Annotated in this window: 17 protein-coding genes; 11 read left to right on the top strand and 6 right to left on the bottom strand. The window is 59.4% G+C overall.

Annotated elements, in window-relative coordinates:
* Nucleotides 1-25: 25 nt before the first annotated feature.
* Genes BLV41_RS11935 through BLV41_RS11925 form a run of 3 tightly spaced genes read right to left on the bottom strand, consistent with a single transcriptional unit; the run spans nt 26 to nt 2026 of the window.
* A complete protein-coding gene (locus BLV41_RS11935) occupies nt 26-796 on the bottom strand; it encodes an IclR family transcriptional regulator (protein WP_074711795.1) in 771 nt (256 codons plus the stop codon).
* 31 nt (nt 797-827) lie between these two features.
* A complete protein-coding gene (locus tag BLV41_RS11930; protein WP_074711794.1) occupies nt 828-1580 on the bottom strand; it encodes a cyclase family protein in 753 nt (250 codons plus the stop codon).
* Complete coding sequence (locus tag BLV41_RS11925; protein WP_074711793.1) at nt 1577-2026, bottom strand: YqfO family protein; 450 nt, start codon at nt 2024-2026, stop codon at nt 1577-1579. The genes BLV41_RS11930 and BLV41_RS11925 overlap by 4 nt, the downstream gene beginning before the upstream one ends.
* 143 nt (nt 2027-2169) lie before the next feature.
* Here BLV41_RS11925 and mmuM point away from each other — a divergent pair, with 143 nt between their 5' ends.
* Nucleotides 2170-3144 (top strand): homocysteine S-methyltransferase, encoded by a 975-nt coding sequence (mmuM, locus tag BLV41_RS11920; protein WP_074711792.1) that lies wholly within the window; start codon nt 2170-2172, stop codon nt 3142-3144.
* On the opposite strand, the gene BLV41_RS11915 is transcribed toward mmuM, so the two are convergent.
* Nucleotides 3134-3739, bottom strand: coding sequence for a TetR/AcrR family transcriptional regulator (locus BLV41_RS11915; RefSeq protein WP_074711791.1), 606 nt, complete (start codon nt 3737-3739; stop codon nt 3134-3136). The genes mmuM and BLV41_RS11915 overlap by 11 nt on opposite strands.
* 170 nt (nt 3740-3909) lie before the next feature.
* Here BLV41_RS11915 and BLV41_RS11910 point away from each other — a divergent pair, with 170 nt between their 5' ends.
* From BLV41_RS11910 to BLV41_RS22080, 10 genes are all read left to right on the top strand, one after another.
* Nucleotides 3910-4986, top strand: a complete 1077-nt coding sequence (locus tag BLV41_RS11910; protein WP_074711790.1) for an alkene reductase — start codon at nt 3910-3912, stop codon at nt 4984-4986.
* A gap of 31 nt (nt 4987-5017) precedes the next feature.
* Nucleotides 5018-5731, top strand: a complete 714-nt coding sequence (locus tag BLV41_RS11905) for an SDR family oxidoreductase (protein WP_074711789.1) — start codon at nt 5018-5020, stop codon at nt 5729-5731.
* 278 nt (nt 5732-6009) lie between these two features.
* A complete protein-coding gene (locus tag BLV41_RS11900; protein WP_074711788.1) occupies nt 6010-6267 on the top strand; it encodes a hypothetical protein in 258 nt (85 codons plus the stop codon).
* Nucleotides 6268-6340: 73 nt separating this feature from the next.
* Entirely contained in the window at nt 6341-7495 is a 1155-nt protein-coding gene (locus tag BLV41_RS11895; protein ID WP_074711787.1) for a carboxylate-amine ligase, read from the top strand.
* 558 nt (nt 7496-8053) lie between these two features.
* Nucleotides 8054-8617 (top strand): YciE/YciF ferroxidase family protein, encoded by a 564-nt coding sequence (locus BLV41_RS11890; RefSeq protein WP_074711786.1) that lies wholly within the window; start codon nt 8054-8056, stop codon nt 8615-8617.
* Nucleotides 8618-8657: 40 nt separating this feature from the next.
* Nucleotides 8658-8924, top strand: coding sequence for a DUF7218 family protein (locus tag BLV41_RS11885; protein WP_044576791.1), 267 nt, complete (start codon nt 8658-8660; stop codon nt 8922-8924).
* A gap of 52 nt (nt 8925-8976) precedes the next feature.
* The gene (locus BLV41_RS22305) at nt 8977-9354 is read left to right on the top strand and encodes a hypothetical protein (protein ID WP_074711785.1); all 378 of its coding nucleotides are present in this window, start codon (nt 8977-8979) and stop codon (nt 9352-9354) included.
* A 102-nt stretch (nt 9355-9456) separates the two neighbouring features.
* A complete protein-coding gene (locus BLV41_RS11875; protein WP_074711784.1) occupies nt 9457-10011 on the top strand; it encodes a DJ-1/PfpI family protein in 555 nt (184 codons plus the stop codon).
* 158 nt (nt 10012-10169) lie between these two features.
* Nucleotides 10170-11318, top strand: coding sequence for a glycosyltransferase family 2 protein (locus BLV41_RS11870; protein WP_083360751.1), 1149 nt, complete (start codon nt 10170-10172; stop codon nt 11316-11318).
* Nucleotides 11319-11323: 5 nt separating this feature from the next.
* Nucleotides 11324-11488 (top strand): hypothetical protein, encoded by a 165-nt coding sequence (locus BLV41_RS22080; RefSeq protein WP_170835463.1) that lies wholly within the window; start codon nt 11324-11326, stop codon nt 11486-11488.
* Nucleotides 11489-11559: 71 nt separating this feature from the next.
* On the opposite strand, the gene BLV41_RS11865 is transcribed toward BLV41_RS22080, so the two are convergent.
* Together BLV41_RS11865 and aztD are read right to left on the bottom strand one after the other, a co-directional pair.
* Entirely contained in the window at nt 11560-12594 is a 1035-nt protein-coding gene (locus BLV41_RS11865; protein WP_044577163.1) for a hypothetical protein, read from the bottom strand.
* Between the two features lie 432 nt (nt 12595-13026).
* On the bottom strand, nt 13027-14253 hold the full coding sequence (gene aztD, locus BLV41_RS11860) for a zinc metallochaperone AztD (protein WP_044576799.1): 1227 nt from the start codon (nt 14251-14253) through the stop codon (nt 13027-13029).
* Nucleotides 14254-14283 lie beyond the last annotated feature (30 nt).

Here is a 14283-nt window from a genome sequence, read left to right as displayed (position 1 = left end):
CGCCTAGGGCAATGCCCGGCTGGTTCTATTGCTGCGGCAGCGAATAGCCAAGCCTGGACTCCAGCCACGTTCCCCACTTCGTCAGGGCGGCGGCGCAGTGCTCTGTCCGGGGTTCTAGACGCGTTTTTGGGCCCACTATTTGCAATGCAGCCACCACGTCGCCCTTGAAATCACGGATCGGGACAGCCATGGAATAGAGGCCGGGTTCTGCTTCCTCGTCGACGATCGAGTATCCACGTGCCCGCGCGTCATTGAGCCGTGCCAAAAAATCCTCGACGTCGTTGGGTGTGTTGGGGCCGTGACGGACGAAGGCTGCGACGGGAAAAACTGTTCGAACTTCGGCGTCCGTGGCTTCCCACAGGAGTGCCTGGCCGGCGTCACTGCAGTAGGCAGGGTATGGCCGGCCCAGCCAAGAGCCGATCATATTGCTGCTGGCGGGTACCTGCTCGCCGATGGTCACCGTGCTGTCCCCGCTCAGCACTCCCAAAAAACAACCTTCGGCCGTCTCGCCAGCCAGGCCCTCCAATGCTGTTGCGCCGTCGGCCTGCAAGCGCTGCTCGGTGAGGAGTTGGGCATCGGTGAACAGGGACCAGTCCAAGGTGTAGGACCGCTGATCTGTGCGGTCGAGAAAACCCTCCAGTTGTGCGCCGCGCAGGCTTCGGGAAACCTGGCTGCGGTCCTTGTCGAGATCGGCTGCGATGTCGGCAACTGTTCCGCCGGGGAGGCCTTGGGCGTTTCGAGTACCGACGGCGAGGATGGCCTGAATGCCACGCCCCATACTTGATGTCTTTGGCATGGATCTGATTCTAGCCGTGGATTGGGGCTTCCTAGTGGATGGCAAAAACCCGGGCCGGAAAGCCGCTGCCGTGCAGTGGCTTTGGCCATGTTGCGACGAGGGCAGCACCGGTTTCCGGGATTCCACTCAAGTTCGCCAAGAGCTCGATCTGCCACCGGTTCTGCTTCAATACGTACGTTTCCAGACTGAAATCATTGCGGGAGGTGGCCCCGCCCGGATCTGTGTCGGTCTGCTCATGGCCTACCGCCGAAACGGATCGCTGCTCAAGGAGGAAGGTGAGGACCGATTGCGACCATCCTGGAGTGTGGCTGATGCCTTCGTCATCCTTGTTGGCCATGGCATCCACATCCGGCCATCGCTGACTCCAGCCGGTCCGCAATGCCACGAACGAGCCCGCAGGGATGGTGCCGTTGCGCTTCTCCCAAGCTTCGATGTCGGCCATGGTGGGAGTGGCATCGGCGTTAGTGCGAACTCGCTCGGTGATGTCCAGTATCACCAGCGGCAGGACCATGTCATCGACGGGTATCTGGTCCAGGGTCCGCCCGCCGCGGATAAAGTGCGACGGCGGATCCACATGCGTGCCCCACTGGCCCACGATCGAATAGCGGTGGGCGGTGAATCCATCTCCCTTTTCGAGATCAAACAAGGCCTCGCGGGTCTCATCCGGGAAGGCCGGGAAATGTGGTTGTCCGGGATGGAAGGCATGCGTCAAGTCTGTAAAGGTTCGGCCTGCGAGGACGGGACCGAGGTCATCCCAAAGCTTGTTCGCCGTCACTTCTCTCATGATGCGACCTTCTCGGCACGGACCGCTGAAGGCGCGCTGCCGGAGATAGTGACGGGGCTGGAGAGTTCGATGACAGGCACTTCCCAGGGGTGGATTTCTATCATGCGACGCATGAAGGATTCCACCGCGGCGTCATCGAGGGCGGCGTCGAAGTACGTTGTAAAAACGAATGTCGGCGACAATGTCCGATGCCCCACTTGACCCAGGGTGGGGTTGGCTCCGGCCGTCACGGTGAATCCTTCGAAGCCGACACCCGATTCGAAGACATGCCGGTAATTTCCAAAATCGCCCAATTCAGGTGATTCGGCCAATGCCTGCAGGAGTGTTGCTATGCCTTCGTCCTCCCGGATGGCTTCAGCCTCACCCATCGCCAGCCGGGAGAAGGACGTTGCTTCTATGGGCCAATGCACGCGCAGCTTGCGAACGGACTTCATCTGAATGCTCATAGGGATGCCTCTTCCTTAAGGTTCTCGCTGGATTGCTTGACTGCCATAGTGACACACTGTGATAATCATTACAAGCATGAAAACTTGCTTATAAAGATCACGAACAACTTTGGCGAAGAGCCAAAAAGCCTGGAGATCACATCATGCCGCTCAACAACTTGCTTTCCCGTATGCTCCTTGTCGGCGCCGATCTGACCGTGGATGGGGCCTTGGCCACGGAACTGGAAACGCATGGGTGCGACCTGGATGATTCGCTCTGGTCAGCCAAAGTTCTCTTGGAGCAGCCGGAATTGATCAAGCGGGTTCATCGCGACTACTTTGCCGCCGGAGCCCAGATAGCCATCACTGCGAGTTACCAGGCCACGCCCCAGGGGTTTGCGCAACGAGGCATCCTAGAGGAGGAAGCCCTGGAGTTGGTGGCCTTGAGTGTGCAACTGGCGCAGGAAGCCCGAGGTGAGTTTCTGGCTGAGAATCCCCAGGTGACCCCGTTGCTGGTTGCCGGCTCGGTTGGTCCCTATGGCGCATTTCTCGCCGACGGATCGGAGTACCGGGGCGACTACATCCTGGGGGAGGACGAGTTTAAGAACTTTCACAGGCCTCGGATCGCAGCCTTGGTAGGCGCTGGCGTGGACCTTTTAGCCTGCGAGACTCTGCCATCGCTTTCGGAGGCCAAGGCCTTGTTGGAACTGGTGGAAGAGTATGGCGTTGAGTCTTGGTTCTCGTTCACGCTCGGCGATGGCGGTCATATTAGCGATGGCACACCCTTGGCCGAGGTTGCCAGTCTCTGTGAGGGGTATTCCCATGTGGCGGCCATAGGTGTGAACTGCGTGCCGCTGGAGTTGGTTTCACCAGCCTTGGAAGCACTGGCCAGAGCTACCCGCCTGCCGTTGATTGCGTATCCAAATTCGGGCGAAAGCTATGACCCGACAAGCAAGACGTGGGGGCCGGCCCCTGCGGCGGACGGCGCAGAAGGCGCCCGAACCCAGAGCCTCGCAGAACTATCAGGCTCGTGGAGGGACGCTGGTGCCCGGCTTGTTGGAGGGTGTTGCCGAACGACGCCTCGGGACATAGCTGCCGTCGCCAATGCTTTTGGTCGCGAAGTGGGGATCAGGCTGTAGGCAGCAGGACCTGGATCTGGGTTCTGATCTCGATCAGCAGTTCCTCGATGGTCTTTGCGGCGTTTCCCGTGGCGGACATGGTGAGGAACATAATGGCGGAGACAACCTTCGCGCGTGTTGCGGCTTGCCCGGAATTGATGCGCTGATCCCGTTGCAGTACCGCGGCGACGGCCTCCTCGGTCTGAAACGAGAGGCCGAGCGCTTCGCGCCGGTGTGGTTCCTCCGGGTCGCCAAAGACCATTTCGCGAAGGTAGGTCCGGCCGTTGTCGACCTGGGTTCGGTTGCAGTGGACCACTTCGGTGAGGATCGCCATAACGGCTTGGAGCATGTCGGGAGTCTTCTCCGCGGCAGCCCTGCCCCGTTCGAGTGAATCGGCGTAGCTGGAGTTTTGCACCATCAGGAGCAGCTCACCCTTGGATTTGGCGTAGAGGAAAAGAGTGCCTGCTCCGATGTCGGCTTTGTCGGCAATTTGCTGTGTGGTGACATCGTCGACCCCATATTCGGAAAAGAGCTCGCCAGCGGCTGCCACGATGCGGTCCAGCTTGGCTTGCTTGTTCCGTTCGCGTCGTCCGAGGGGCGGGGAAGTTTCTGGCACGATGGTCCCTTCAGGAATAAAGTCTGATCACACTCAGTTATGAGTGTAGTCGGTACTGTTTGGGATCGGATCTGGGTCAACTCATTCTCCCATGACGGCCCGGAGCTCCCAGCTTCGCGGACCGTAGCGCCGACGCAGTGCCCTCCCTCTATAGAAGGAACATTTTCCCCATGACTTTGTCTTCTCTGTGGCAACCATTCACCCTGGGCCGTGTAGAGCTTTCACACCGGCTCGCACTGGCACCGATGACCCGTAACAGGGCTCACGCTGACGGTACCCCCGGCGATCTTGTCGCCGAATACTACGGCCAGCGCTCATCCCTGGGGCTGTTGATCACCGAAGGTGCCCAACCCTCGGCCGATGGGCAGGGGTATGTGAACACGCCCGGCATCTATACACCGGAGCACATTGCAGGGTGGCGGAACGTCGCCGATGCCGTGCATGCCGGTGGCGGATCGTTGTTCATCCAGCTGATGCACGCGGGCCGGAACTCGCACCCGGACAACACCCCGCATCATCGTCAGCCGGTAGCGCCGTCGGCCATTTCAGCCGGCGTGGACATTGCGACCCCGAGTGGACAGCAGCAGACGCCGGTACCGCGTGAACTGAGCATCGAGGATATTCGGGCCACAATCGCCGAGTTTGTTCACGCCGCTGCGTCCGCGATTGCTGCCGGTGCCGACGGCGTGGAGATCCATGGTGCGAACGGGTACCTGCTGCACCAGTTCCTTTCACCGAACGCGAACCACCGCACCGATGCCTATGGCGGATCGGTGGAGAACCGCTCCCGCTTTGTCATTGAGGTGGCCCGTGCCGTGGCGCAGGAGATCGGCGCTGACCGTGTCGGCATCCGCCTGTCACCGTCAATGCTGTTGGGCGGCATCAATGAAGGTGAAGTTGCCGATGTGCGGGCGCAGTATGGACACTTGGTCGGTGAGCTGGCCGGCCTGAACTTGGCTTATCTGCACCTGCACCACGTCGGTGACGATGAGTTGTTGCAGTCCTTCCGTGAGGTATGGCCGACGGCGGTGCTGGTGGTCCGCTATGGCCGCACCCGCGAGCAGATTGCCGCCGACATCGACGCCGGCTTTGCCGACATTGCTCCTGTGGGCCGGATGGCACTGGCCAACCCCGACGTCGTCGAGCGCCTGCGTGCCCAAGCTCCCATGAACGAGTTGGACCCTGCCACGATCTATGCTGGCGGCGCGTCCGGATACACCGATTACCCCGTCCTGGCTAACGCCTAATATCCCTTAAATTCAGAAAGTAGGAAATTCCATGCCCTCACTTAAGGGAGCAGTTGTCCTTGTCACCGGAGCAAACGGTGGCATCGGCACTCACTTTGTCCATCAAGCCCTAGCCCGTGGTGCTGCCAAGGTCTATGCCTCCGCCCGCACCCCGCGTGCGTGGGATGACGAGCGGATTGTGCCGCTGACCCTGGACGTCACCGATTCGGCGTCGATTCAGGCCGCGGTCGAGGCAGCAGGGGATGTGACGGTGTTGATCAACAACGCCGGAGCCTCCACACCCACACCCGGGATTCTGAGCCACACGGAGGAGGAAATCCGGGCCAACGTTGAAACGAACTTTTTTGGCCCGCTCTTCTTGGCCCGCGCATTCGTGCCGATCCTCTCGGGCAAGACCGGAGCCGTGATCATCGATATCCACTCGGCGCTGAGCTGGTACGCCGTCGCCGGGATTTACAGCGCCACGAAGGCGGCCCTGTGGTCGGCAACTAACTCCCTGCGCCTGGAGCTGGCGCCGGCCGGCGTTCACGTGATGGGAGTGCACGTCGCCTATGTAGACACGCCCATGGCCGCCCACTCCAACGATCCGAAGAAGGACCCGGCGGAGCTGGTTCACGCAGTGTTCGACGCCGTCGAGGCGGGGGAATACGAGGTGTTGGCTGACGACACTTCCGTCAACCTCAAGGCCGGCCTGAGCGCCCCCATCGAAAAGCTCTACCCGCAGCTAGCTGCCACGGGCGCGTAAACGCTGAAATGACAACAACGGGGCTGCGCATCGAGCGCGGCCCCGTTGTTAAACCACTTTCGCCAGCTGCGTTCACAACACCGGATACGGTGTTGCCCAGAAGCAGAGGAACTCTCTCGGGCCGCTCAAGCCCGGTGAGATTCTTGTGGACAGGGGTTGGGAATCGGCTTAATATTCATCTCATCATCTGCTGATCAGTTCTATCGGCGCATGCACGTTGATGTGTGGCCCAGGTCACTGCCATATCTGCATAGCGATCTGAGTGAGGAGAGCCTGCCATGAAAACCGGCCCCACTTTTGGTGACGCCGAGAAAATTCTCCAAGCACCAGCACCGGAGATCCACTGTTCGGAGTGCAACACCGCAGAGTACCTGACTATGGAATCAATTCAGGCGCTCTCGTCCAAGAGGGACGGCTGGATGGCAGTGGACTATAGCTGCGGCAAGTGCGAGTCGTACTATGCCCACGATGTCTCCGTGGAAGCCGTCATGGCGTTCACAGGCGTACACCTACCTGGAGTCGGGGCATCCGGGTAACTGGCTGTCGGACGGAGGCAGTTGAGAATTCCATAGCTTCCCTGAGATCGATCGACGGAAGTAGGCGTGGAGAATGTTAACTTTTGGAGTTGAGGAAGAGTTCATTTTTCTTGACCGGGAGACCCTGGTGCCCGTTCCTGTCGCGGCGGATATTCAGCGGGAGCTCGAAGAATTCAATATTGGTCCTGGGCTCGTTCATGGTGAGTTCCTGCTCTCTCAAGTGGAATACTCCTCGCCAATATTCTCGAACTTTCAGCAGGCGGCCCAGGCGCTTTGGGGGTTTCGGACAGCCTTGGCTGAATGCGCTGAGGAACGCGGGGTGTTGGTGGCCGGGGTTGGTACACCATTCATGAAGTCGGCACATGAAACGGTGACGGGGACCAATCGATACGCAGGGATTGCGGACAGCATCGGATTATTGGCGTTCGAACATTACATCAATGGCCTCCACATCCATGTTGGCATCCCCAGCCAAGACGAAGGTGTGGTGGCATTGAACTACCTGCGCCGGTGGCTGCCAGTTTTGTTGGCGATGTCGGCCAATTCGCCGTTTTGGTGTGGCCGTGACACAGCCTTTTGCAGTTGGCGTGCCATTCAGTACCGGCGGTGGACCACGGCAGGATGCCCGCCCGAATTCGTCGATGCCGCCGACTACAGAAACAGAACTCAAGCGCTCATTGGCATCGGAGCGACCATGGACAAAGGATCCATTTCGTGGTCGGCGCGGCTCTCTGCCCGTCACCCCACACTGGAAATTCGCGTTACAGATGCTCAATTGGAGCCTTCCACCACGCTGTTGCTTGCACTGCTGGGACGCGCACTGGTGATGACTTCCATGACGCAGCCAACGCCAGCTTCGGCCGGCCCGGAGCTGTTGGATGCAGCCTTGTGGCACGCGGCTCGCCATGGACTTGCCCGCGACTTGGTTGACCCTTGTGTGAACAGGCTGGCACCAGCGCCGGAGGTGGTGCAGTCTTTGCTGGATGAAACCCATCGGGCCTTGGAGGCCGCTGGCGACCTAGCCACTGTCACGGCATTAACAGAGCAACTACTCCTCGTGGGAACCGGCGCGGATCGCCAGCGACGTGCCTTCACTCACGGTGGTCAGCAAGGGCTTGCTGCGTATCTGTTCCGCGCCATCAAGAATAGTTCCTCGGCACACGAACCCGTTGCCGGCCATCTTGGCCCGAACGATCCCAGACCTCTGAAGAGTGGCCCGTTGCGCTGATTGCAGCCAGCGAAGAAGGTTCCAGGTCTAAATGACAAGAGGGGCTGGCGGGAAGAACGGGTCAGGGTTGATGGGCTTGTGCGGCTGGGGGACCGGGGGGATGGGTTGGTCCGGTTGGTCAGGGTCAGCCGGTACTGGGGGATCGCCCGGTTCGGGACTTGACGGGAATGGTTCGGGAACCACCGGCTGTGGTTCCGCAGGTTCGTGCTCGTTCATTTCTCTTGCCTCTCGTCGGTTTTCGTACGCTGTGGCTAGATCGGGAAAGAACTCGGTGCATAGTTTGTGACCGCCTGCACTGGGCATAATTCCATGCTAGCGAGCGAGTTGTTGCACGTCCAACAGCTCATTGTTGGGACAGCTGGTGGCAGCAATGAGAGCACTATTCATCGGTGTTCAGAGCACCATGGAAATTCCCGTGAGTCCTCGCTAGAGTCGAATTGGTAGGTGAACCAGCCGCCGCCGTGCTTGTCGCGGCGAATCCGTGGTTCTGGCATTGCCCATCACTGAACGGAATGAAAGTTTCACCAAGTTTCCCAACGCGAACGCGGAGGACAAACCATGTTTGAACATTTCAACACTGCCGAAGAAATTTTCCGATTCAAGCTCGGGCTGGCGCTGACCATGGAGCACGATTCCCAGGAACTGCTTCACGACATGAGAAAAGCCGCCATGCGAAGCGAAGTAAAGGAGCTGTTTCAGGAGCACACGCATGAAACAAGGCAGCAAATCGAGAATTTGCATCAGTGCTTTGCACTATTGAGTACTGAAGCCGGTAGGTCACCGTCTCCCACCACCAAGGGTTTGGCGAAGGAACTCAAGTCCCTCCTGGGCAAGGTTGACAGCTCCCTTGCAGACGGCGTCGTACTTTCCGGGGCCATCGAGACCGAACACTATGAAGTGGCCGTCTACGAAACCCTCATCCTTCAGGCGAAGGCGCGAGGTGTGGCAGGAGTAGCTGAACTGTTGAACCAGAACCTGCTCCAGGAAAAGTCGATGATCGGCAAGCTCCTCGCGGCCACCGAAGCCATTGCCCGAGAAGACGCCGCGGCTCAAGCGGATACCGCTGCTTCGCCTGCGCCTGAAATAGAGGTGCCACCATACTTGCCGCCGGGGAGCATCTAGCCAACCTCGTTATCGGCCATGCAAGGAAAGGATGTGAACTTTGCCTGAGAAAAAGAATCCAAGTTTGAAGGACCCCCAGCTGTATGAATCGCTCCGGGACGACGGCGCATCGGCCCAAAAAGCGGCCAGGATCTCCAACGCGGCCGCGAAGGAGGGCCGCTCGGCAGTGGGACGCAGAGGAGGCCAGTCACAGGCGTATGAAGAATGGACCGTGGCAGAACTGAAGGATAAGGCCAAGGAGATTGGACTGAGGGGATATTCGAGGAAGCGCAAGGACGAGCTGATCAAGTCCTTGCGGAATTCATAGCTGATCCGCTCATTGTGCAACCAGAATAAGCCCGCCCCATCAGGAGGATGAGATGAGCAGCACCAATGAACCAGTGGAAATATCAACACGCATGCCGGAGGGTGAATGGAACCCGGAGAACCTCGCCGAACTTCTCCTCTCATATCAACAGAAGCTGCGGGACATGGGCGCGCCCGATGACGAGATCGAGACTCTGGTGGAAACGCCTGAAGACGGCTCGGCCAAGGTTCACGTCAGCTGGCGTCGCACGGGTGGCCAAACATTTGCGGACCTGGGCAGGAGCACCACGGCGGAAGCTGAAAATTCGCGCGGACACGGCGAGGCCATTCCCCAAGGTGAAGCAACCGCGGATTCCAAAGGACTCGGTGCCGTGTTCGGTGACGCAGACCGGTCGGCCATAGACGAACCGCCCAGCAGCCGTCCGGTCTAGCAACAGCGCGACGGAACAATACCTGCCGCCAGTCTCGACAAGGGATGGTGGGTTGATGTGAATTGGCGTTGAGAAACGTTCAGGATGGAAGGGAGGCGTTCGATGTCTCATGAACTGAGCGGCAAGAAGATAGCTTTTCTTGTGGCTCCTTTCGGTGTGGAACATGCACAGCTGGCGAACCCGTGGCGGGCCGTCAAGCTAGCCGGTGGAAATCCGATCCTCGTTTCCACCGGCCACGGCCCAATTCAGGCCGTCCATCGCGGAGTCCGGACCAGCGAGACTATTCACGTCGACAGCATCATCGAGGAGCTAAATATCGGTGAGTGCGCTGCATTGGTGCTCCCAGGCGGGTTGGACAATTCAGTTACTTTACGGGAGCAGCCGGACGCGATTGGTGCGGTTGCCGAGTTTGTTCGGGCTGGCAAATCTGTGGCAGCCATTTCGCATGGTCCTGGGATCTTGGTCAACGCCGGCGTACTAGCCGGAAAAGTGCTGACGAGCTGGCCCGGGATGGAGGCCGAGATCGTGAAAGCAGGGGGAATCTGGATGGACGAAGAGGTCCGGTTCTGCCCTGACCACGGATGGATGCTGGTCACCGGCAGATCGAGCCTGGGACTATCCTCATTCACGAAGGCCATGGTCACAGCGTTTATATAGTCCTGCCCACCATCGAGTAATCCCGTGCCTTCTTGAGCAATCCCTGAGCCAGTCCTGAGCTAGTCCTGTTTCATTCCTGACGGTTTCTTGCCCGTTGGTTAAGTTGCCGCTGCCAAAGTAGAAAACGGCAGCGAAACAAGACCACGGGGAGGAATCCGATGCGACACCAGAACACGATTGACGCAGGGAAACTCCCCATCGAGTCGCAGGAATCCATAGCGAAAATCTCCCAGGGTGCCCATAGGGGCCGTGGAGGAGTAGTGACTGTTCTGGTCCCCGCGCACAATGAAGCCGAAGCCATCATCGAGACGCTCGAATCGCTTGGACAGCAAACACGCCGTCCGGACCGAGTGATTGTCATTGCAGATAACTGCACGGACGCTACAGAGCAGCTTGCCGTGGATTTCGGAGCCGAAGTGATCAGCACGGTGGGAAATACAGACAAAAAGGCCGGGGCGTTGAACTTCGCCCTGAGCGGCCTCCTAGCGGATGCCGACCCGGATGACCTGATCCTGGTGCAAGACGCCGATTCCCAGCTGTCACCGGACTTTATTGAGAACGCCGTGCGTCATTTGAGCGCCAACGACAACCTTGGCGCCGTCGGCGGCGTTTTTCGCGGCGGTCCCGGTGGCGGCTTCGTTGGCCACCTGCAACGCAATGAATACGCCCGATACGCCAGGGATGTGAAGCGGCTCCACGGGAAATGCTTGGTTGTCACCGGTACGGCAGCACTGTTCCGGGTACGCACGCTCAAGGGCGTGTCAATGGCCAGGACCTCGGGGGTTCTGCCAGCAGGCAACGGCCAGGGTGGCATCTATGACACCTCGGTCCTGACCGAAGACAACGAACTCTCCTTCGCGCTGCTCACCCTGGGTTACAGCATTGCCTCCCCGGCCGATTGCACCTTGGTCACGGAAGTGATGCCCACCTGGCGAGAACTGTGGGCTCAGCGTCTCCGGTGGAAGAGGGGCGCCGTGGAGAACTGCGTGCAATACGGCTGGACCAAGGTCACCCGGCCATACTGGGGGCGCCAAGTCCTTTCGATGATTGGCGTCCTCGTCACCATCGCGTATTTCTCCTCGATCGGCGTCGCACTTGGTACCGGACAGGGGCTTCACATCCACGCCTTCTGGATGGCCGTGACCGGAGTGTTCGTGATTGAGCGCGTCGTGACCGTGCGACTGCGCGGATGGAAATACATGCTGCTGGCCGCGACCATGTACGAGACAGTCATAGACCTGTTCTTGCAATTGGTTCACGCCAAGGCTTACACGGATGCAATTTTTAACAAGAAGAAAGTTTGGTAATAACCATGTACAACAACCCAACAGCTCCCATGGCCGCAGGTGTGGGATCGGCGGCCCTGGCCATGACCGGAGCCGGCCAGGTGTTCTGGCTGGCGCTCGCAGCCTTCGCGATGCTGGCACTGGGCTTGGCAATCAAGCGCATTGTTCCCGTCCGTGCGCAGAAACCGTAGCCGCAAAGCTCTCCATTCGCTGCGGCCGGGAACCGTGAGTTTCCGTCACGATTCCCGTCCGCAGCCGCCTGTTAACCTACAGGTGACGTAGACGCTGAGGACTTCGAGACAGTTGTGTAACCGGTCTTGGAACCCGTCACACGCACCATGATGGTGCCGCCCTTGTCCGACTTATCCAACTTGTAAGTTTTGGCCGTGGCTCCAGCGATGGCTGTTCCCGAGCGGTACCACTGATACTGCAGGGTTGTCCCAGCCGTCCAAGCGCCGGTGTTCGCCGTCAAGGTTGAGCCCGTCCGCAACGTGCCGCCAATGGTTGGGGCAGGTGCCGTGAGCGTCAGGGGTGGGACGTCTCGCGGGGTAAAAGTGAAGTCACGGACGACGACGGTTTCCGGCACCACATGTGCGGGGTCACCGCCACCGCCCCCAGTGACCCAGAGATTGAAGTGGATTGCCTCCTTTGCCGGCACTGGGACCGTGGCGCCCTCCATGACAGTCCTCTTGAGCAGGGTGCCGGAGTATCCTTCACCCGCAAATGTTTCAAAGGTCAGCTTGCCCGGTTCCCACACCAACCTGTGGGTCAGGATGAGATCGTTGGTCACGTCAAAAGTGATGGTGCTGTTGCCCTCGCCGGCCGGTTTGCTGGCATCAAACCAGTAGCCATGCCCTTGGGTCACGGGCCAGGATTCACCATAGCTAGCGCCACCGCCCCAAGCAGAGGCCTCGCACAAGTCGATTTCGTTGAAACCAGGTGATGCATCTGGATCGTAGGGGAAAAGGCACCCCCAAACCACTTCCTTTTGAAGCAGGTTGATGTTCTTCTCAACGGTGGTGCTGTACGTTCCGTAACCGAAACCCTGACGCGTGGACTGCAGTTCAGCTCCCGCGGGGGCAGATCCAGTGGGGTTGGACAATTTTAGAGTGACATAGTCATTCGCGTCCGGGTTGCTGACGTTGGCCGGATCAAAACTTTGGTTGTACTGCGGGGCCCCGCCCCAGAAACGTTTTTGCCAGTTGAAACCCTTCCATGCAAAACTTCCCACCGGACCGGGATCCTCCGCCATGGAGGCGGTGCCGTCAGCGTGGGAAGGAATCGCTCCGGCGACCATGCACATGCTCACTGCCACAAAGATGGCAAGGTGTTTTCCCCTCTTTGAAAAGTGTCGCCCGCTCAGGGATGTTGATTTGTTTCTCCTGTGGAGAAGCGCCGTTAGAGTCCGTGACATTGCCGAGACCTCCGCTGTTCGGTAACCCGGTGACCGCTATGGTCCCGTGGTGGGCAATCCGGCCTGGTCCGGCTTGCCTGCAAGGCTGGGCAATCGCCCAGTCCGTTCGCCGCACACCCCACCCAACGCATGCGACTCCTTGATTATGGGACACATCACCGGATTCCGGAGTGAAAAAACGGGGCGGAGTTACTAAAAGCCAAAATTGAGTCGGTGAAAGCGGCCCCTGCCATTTGCATGGATGGCGCTGCGGCCGGTTAAGACAAGGCAGGTGTCGCAGCTAGGAAGCTGCGACACCTGCCTTGCTAAGAGGGGTTAGTGTGCTCTGACGTTGATGGCGATTTCGTTGGGGACTGCGTCCATTTTCTTGGACGCGGTGATCTTGCCGGTGGTGAGGTCCACTGAATGAATCGTGCTGGTGGCAGGCTCGGTGATGTAGGCGGTGTCGCCGTTGACCGTGATGGCGGGGTGGGCGTCCTGCCATTCGGCGGGACCTTCCCACGCACCGATCACGGGGAATTCATTGACGATCTTTCCGTCTTTGGGGTCCAGCACGTGAATGGATCCGTTCGTGGACAGAATGTAGGCCAGGTCGCCGGGGCCCCGGGCCACGTCGCGAAAGGTGTAGTTGACGGTGTCGGGAAGCTTGACAACGTTGTAGCTGTTCTTTTCGGTATCGATCAGGGCAACGGAGTTGAGGAGGTAGCCTTCGGCGTCCGGATCATTCTTGTAGTCACCGACCACGATCGGGCTGGTTTCGGAGACAAACGCATTCCCCATCCGGCCGTACTTGTCCGGAGCGGTGAACTTTTCGAATTTTCCGTGGTGGTACAGGAGCGCACCGTCCTCGCAACCAAAGACCACTGCTTCATCGGATGCAGTACCTTCACCGTGAATCCCCGGGCATTCCTTGCTCTCAGCGATCGAGTGCCAATGGTCCTCGTGAGCCTCGAGGGCAACGGCCCCAGACCGTGAGGTCTTGTCTCCCGAAGTGGTGAGGAGCGTTCCGTCCTCCAACACGATTGACACGCCGTGGTGGGCTGATTCGGCCTTGTACGTCTGCGCCTCCGGCAGTGCCCCATTGAGGTTGGTGAGGTCCTTGGATTTCAGGATGGTGGTGGTACCCGTTCCGTCATCGAAGAGGACAGTATTGCCGGCGTGCCGGACCACGTGGCCCGGCGCGGTCGCATCGACCACCAGATCGGTGAGTTCGGGCTCGGCCATGTCCAGCAGCTGGAAGCCGGCCGTTGTGGTGACAAAGACGTGCCTGCCGTCCCCGGCGGCGTTGAGCCTGGTGAACTCTTCGGAGTCAAAGGCCTTTACGGTCTCGAGAGTATTGGCGTCGAGGACGCTGATGCCGCCCTTGTAGGAAACGGCGACGCGTCCGTTCGCATCTGCGGAGGTAGTGCTGGGGGCCTCGGCTGTGGCGCCGGGTGTGCCGGAACCGTTGGCGCAGCCGGTGGCCACAAGCAGAATTCCTGCGATTGCGGCGGTAACTCCCAAGCGGTTATTTCTTTGGCGGAGCATGTGATGATTCCTCATTTTCTGTTGGGTGCAAGAGCAATTGCGTGA

This window comes from Arthrobacter alpinus (genome assembly GCF_900105965.1).
Classification (GTDB): domain Bacteria; phylum Actinomycetota; class Actinomycetes; order Actinomycetales; family Micrococcaceae; genus Specibacter; species Specibacter alpinus.
The sequence above is the reverse complement of the archived record's forward strand: the minus strand, read 5'-3'. Positions and strand labels throughout refer to the sequence as shown.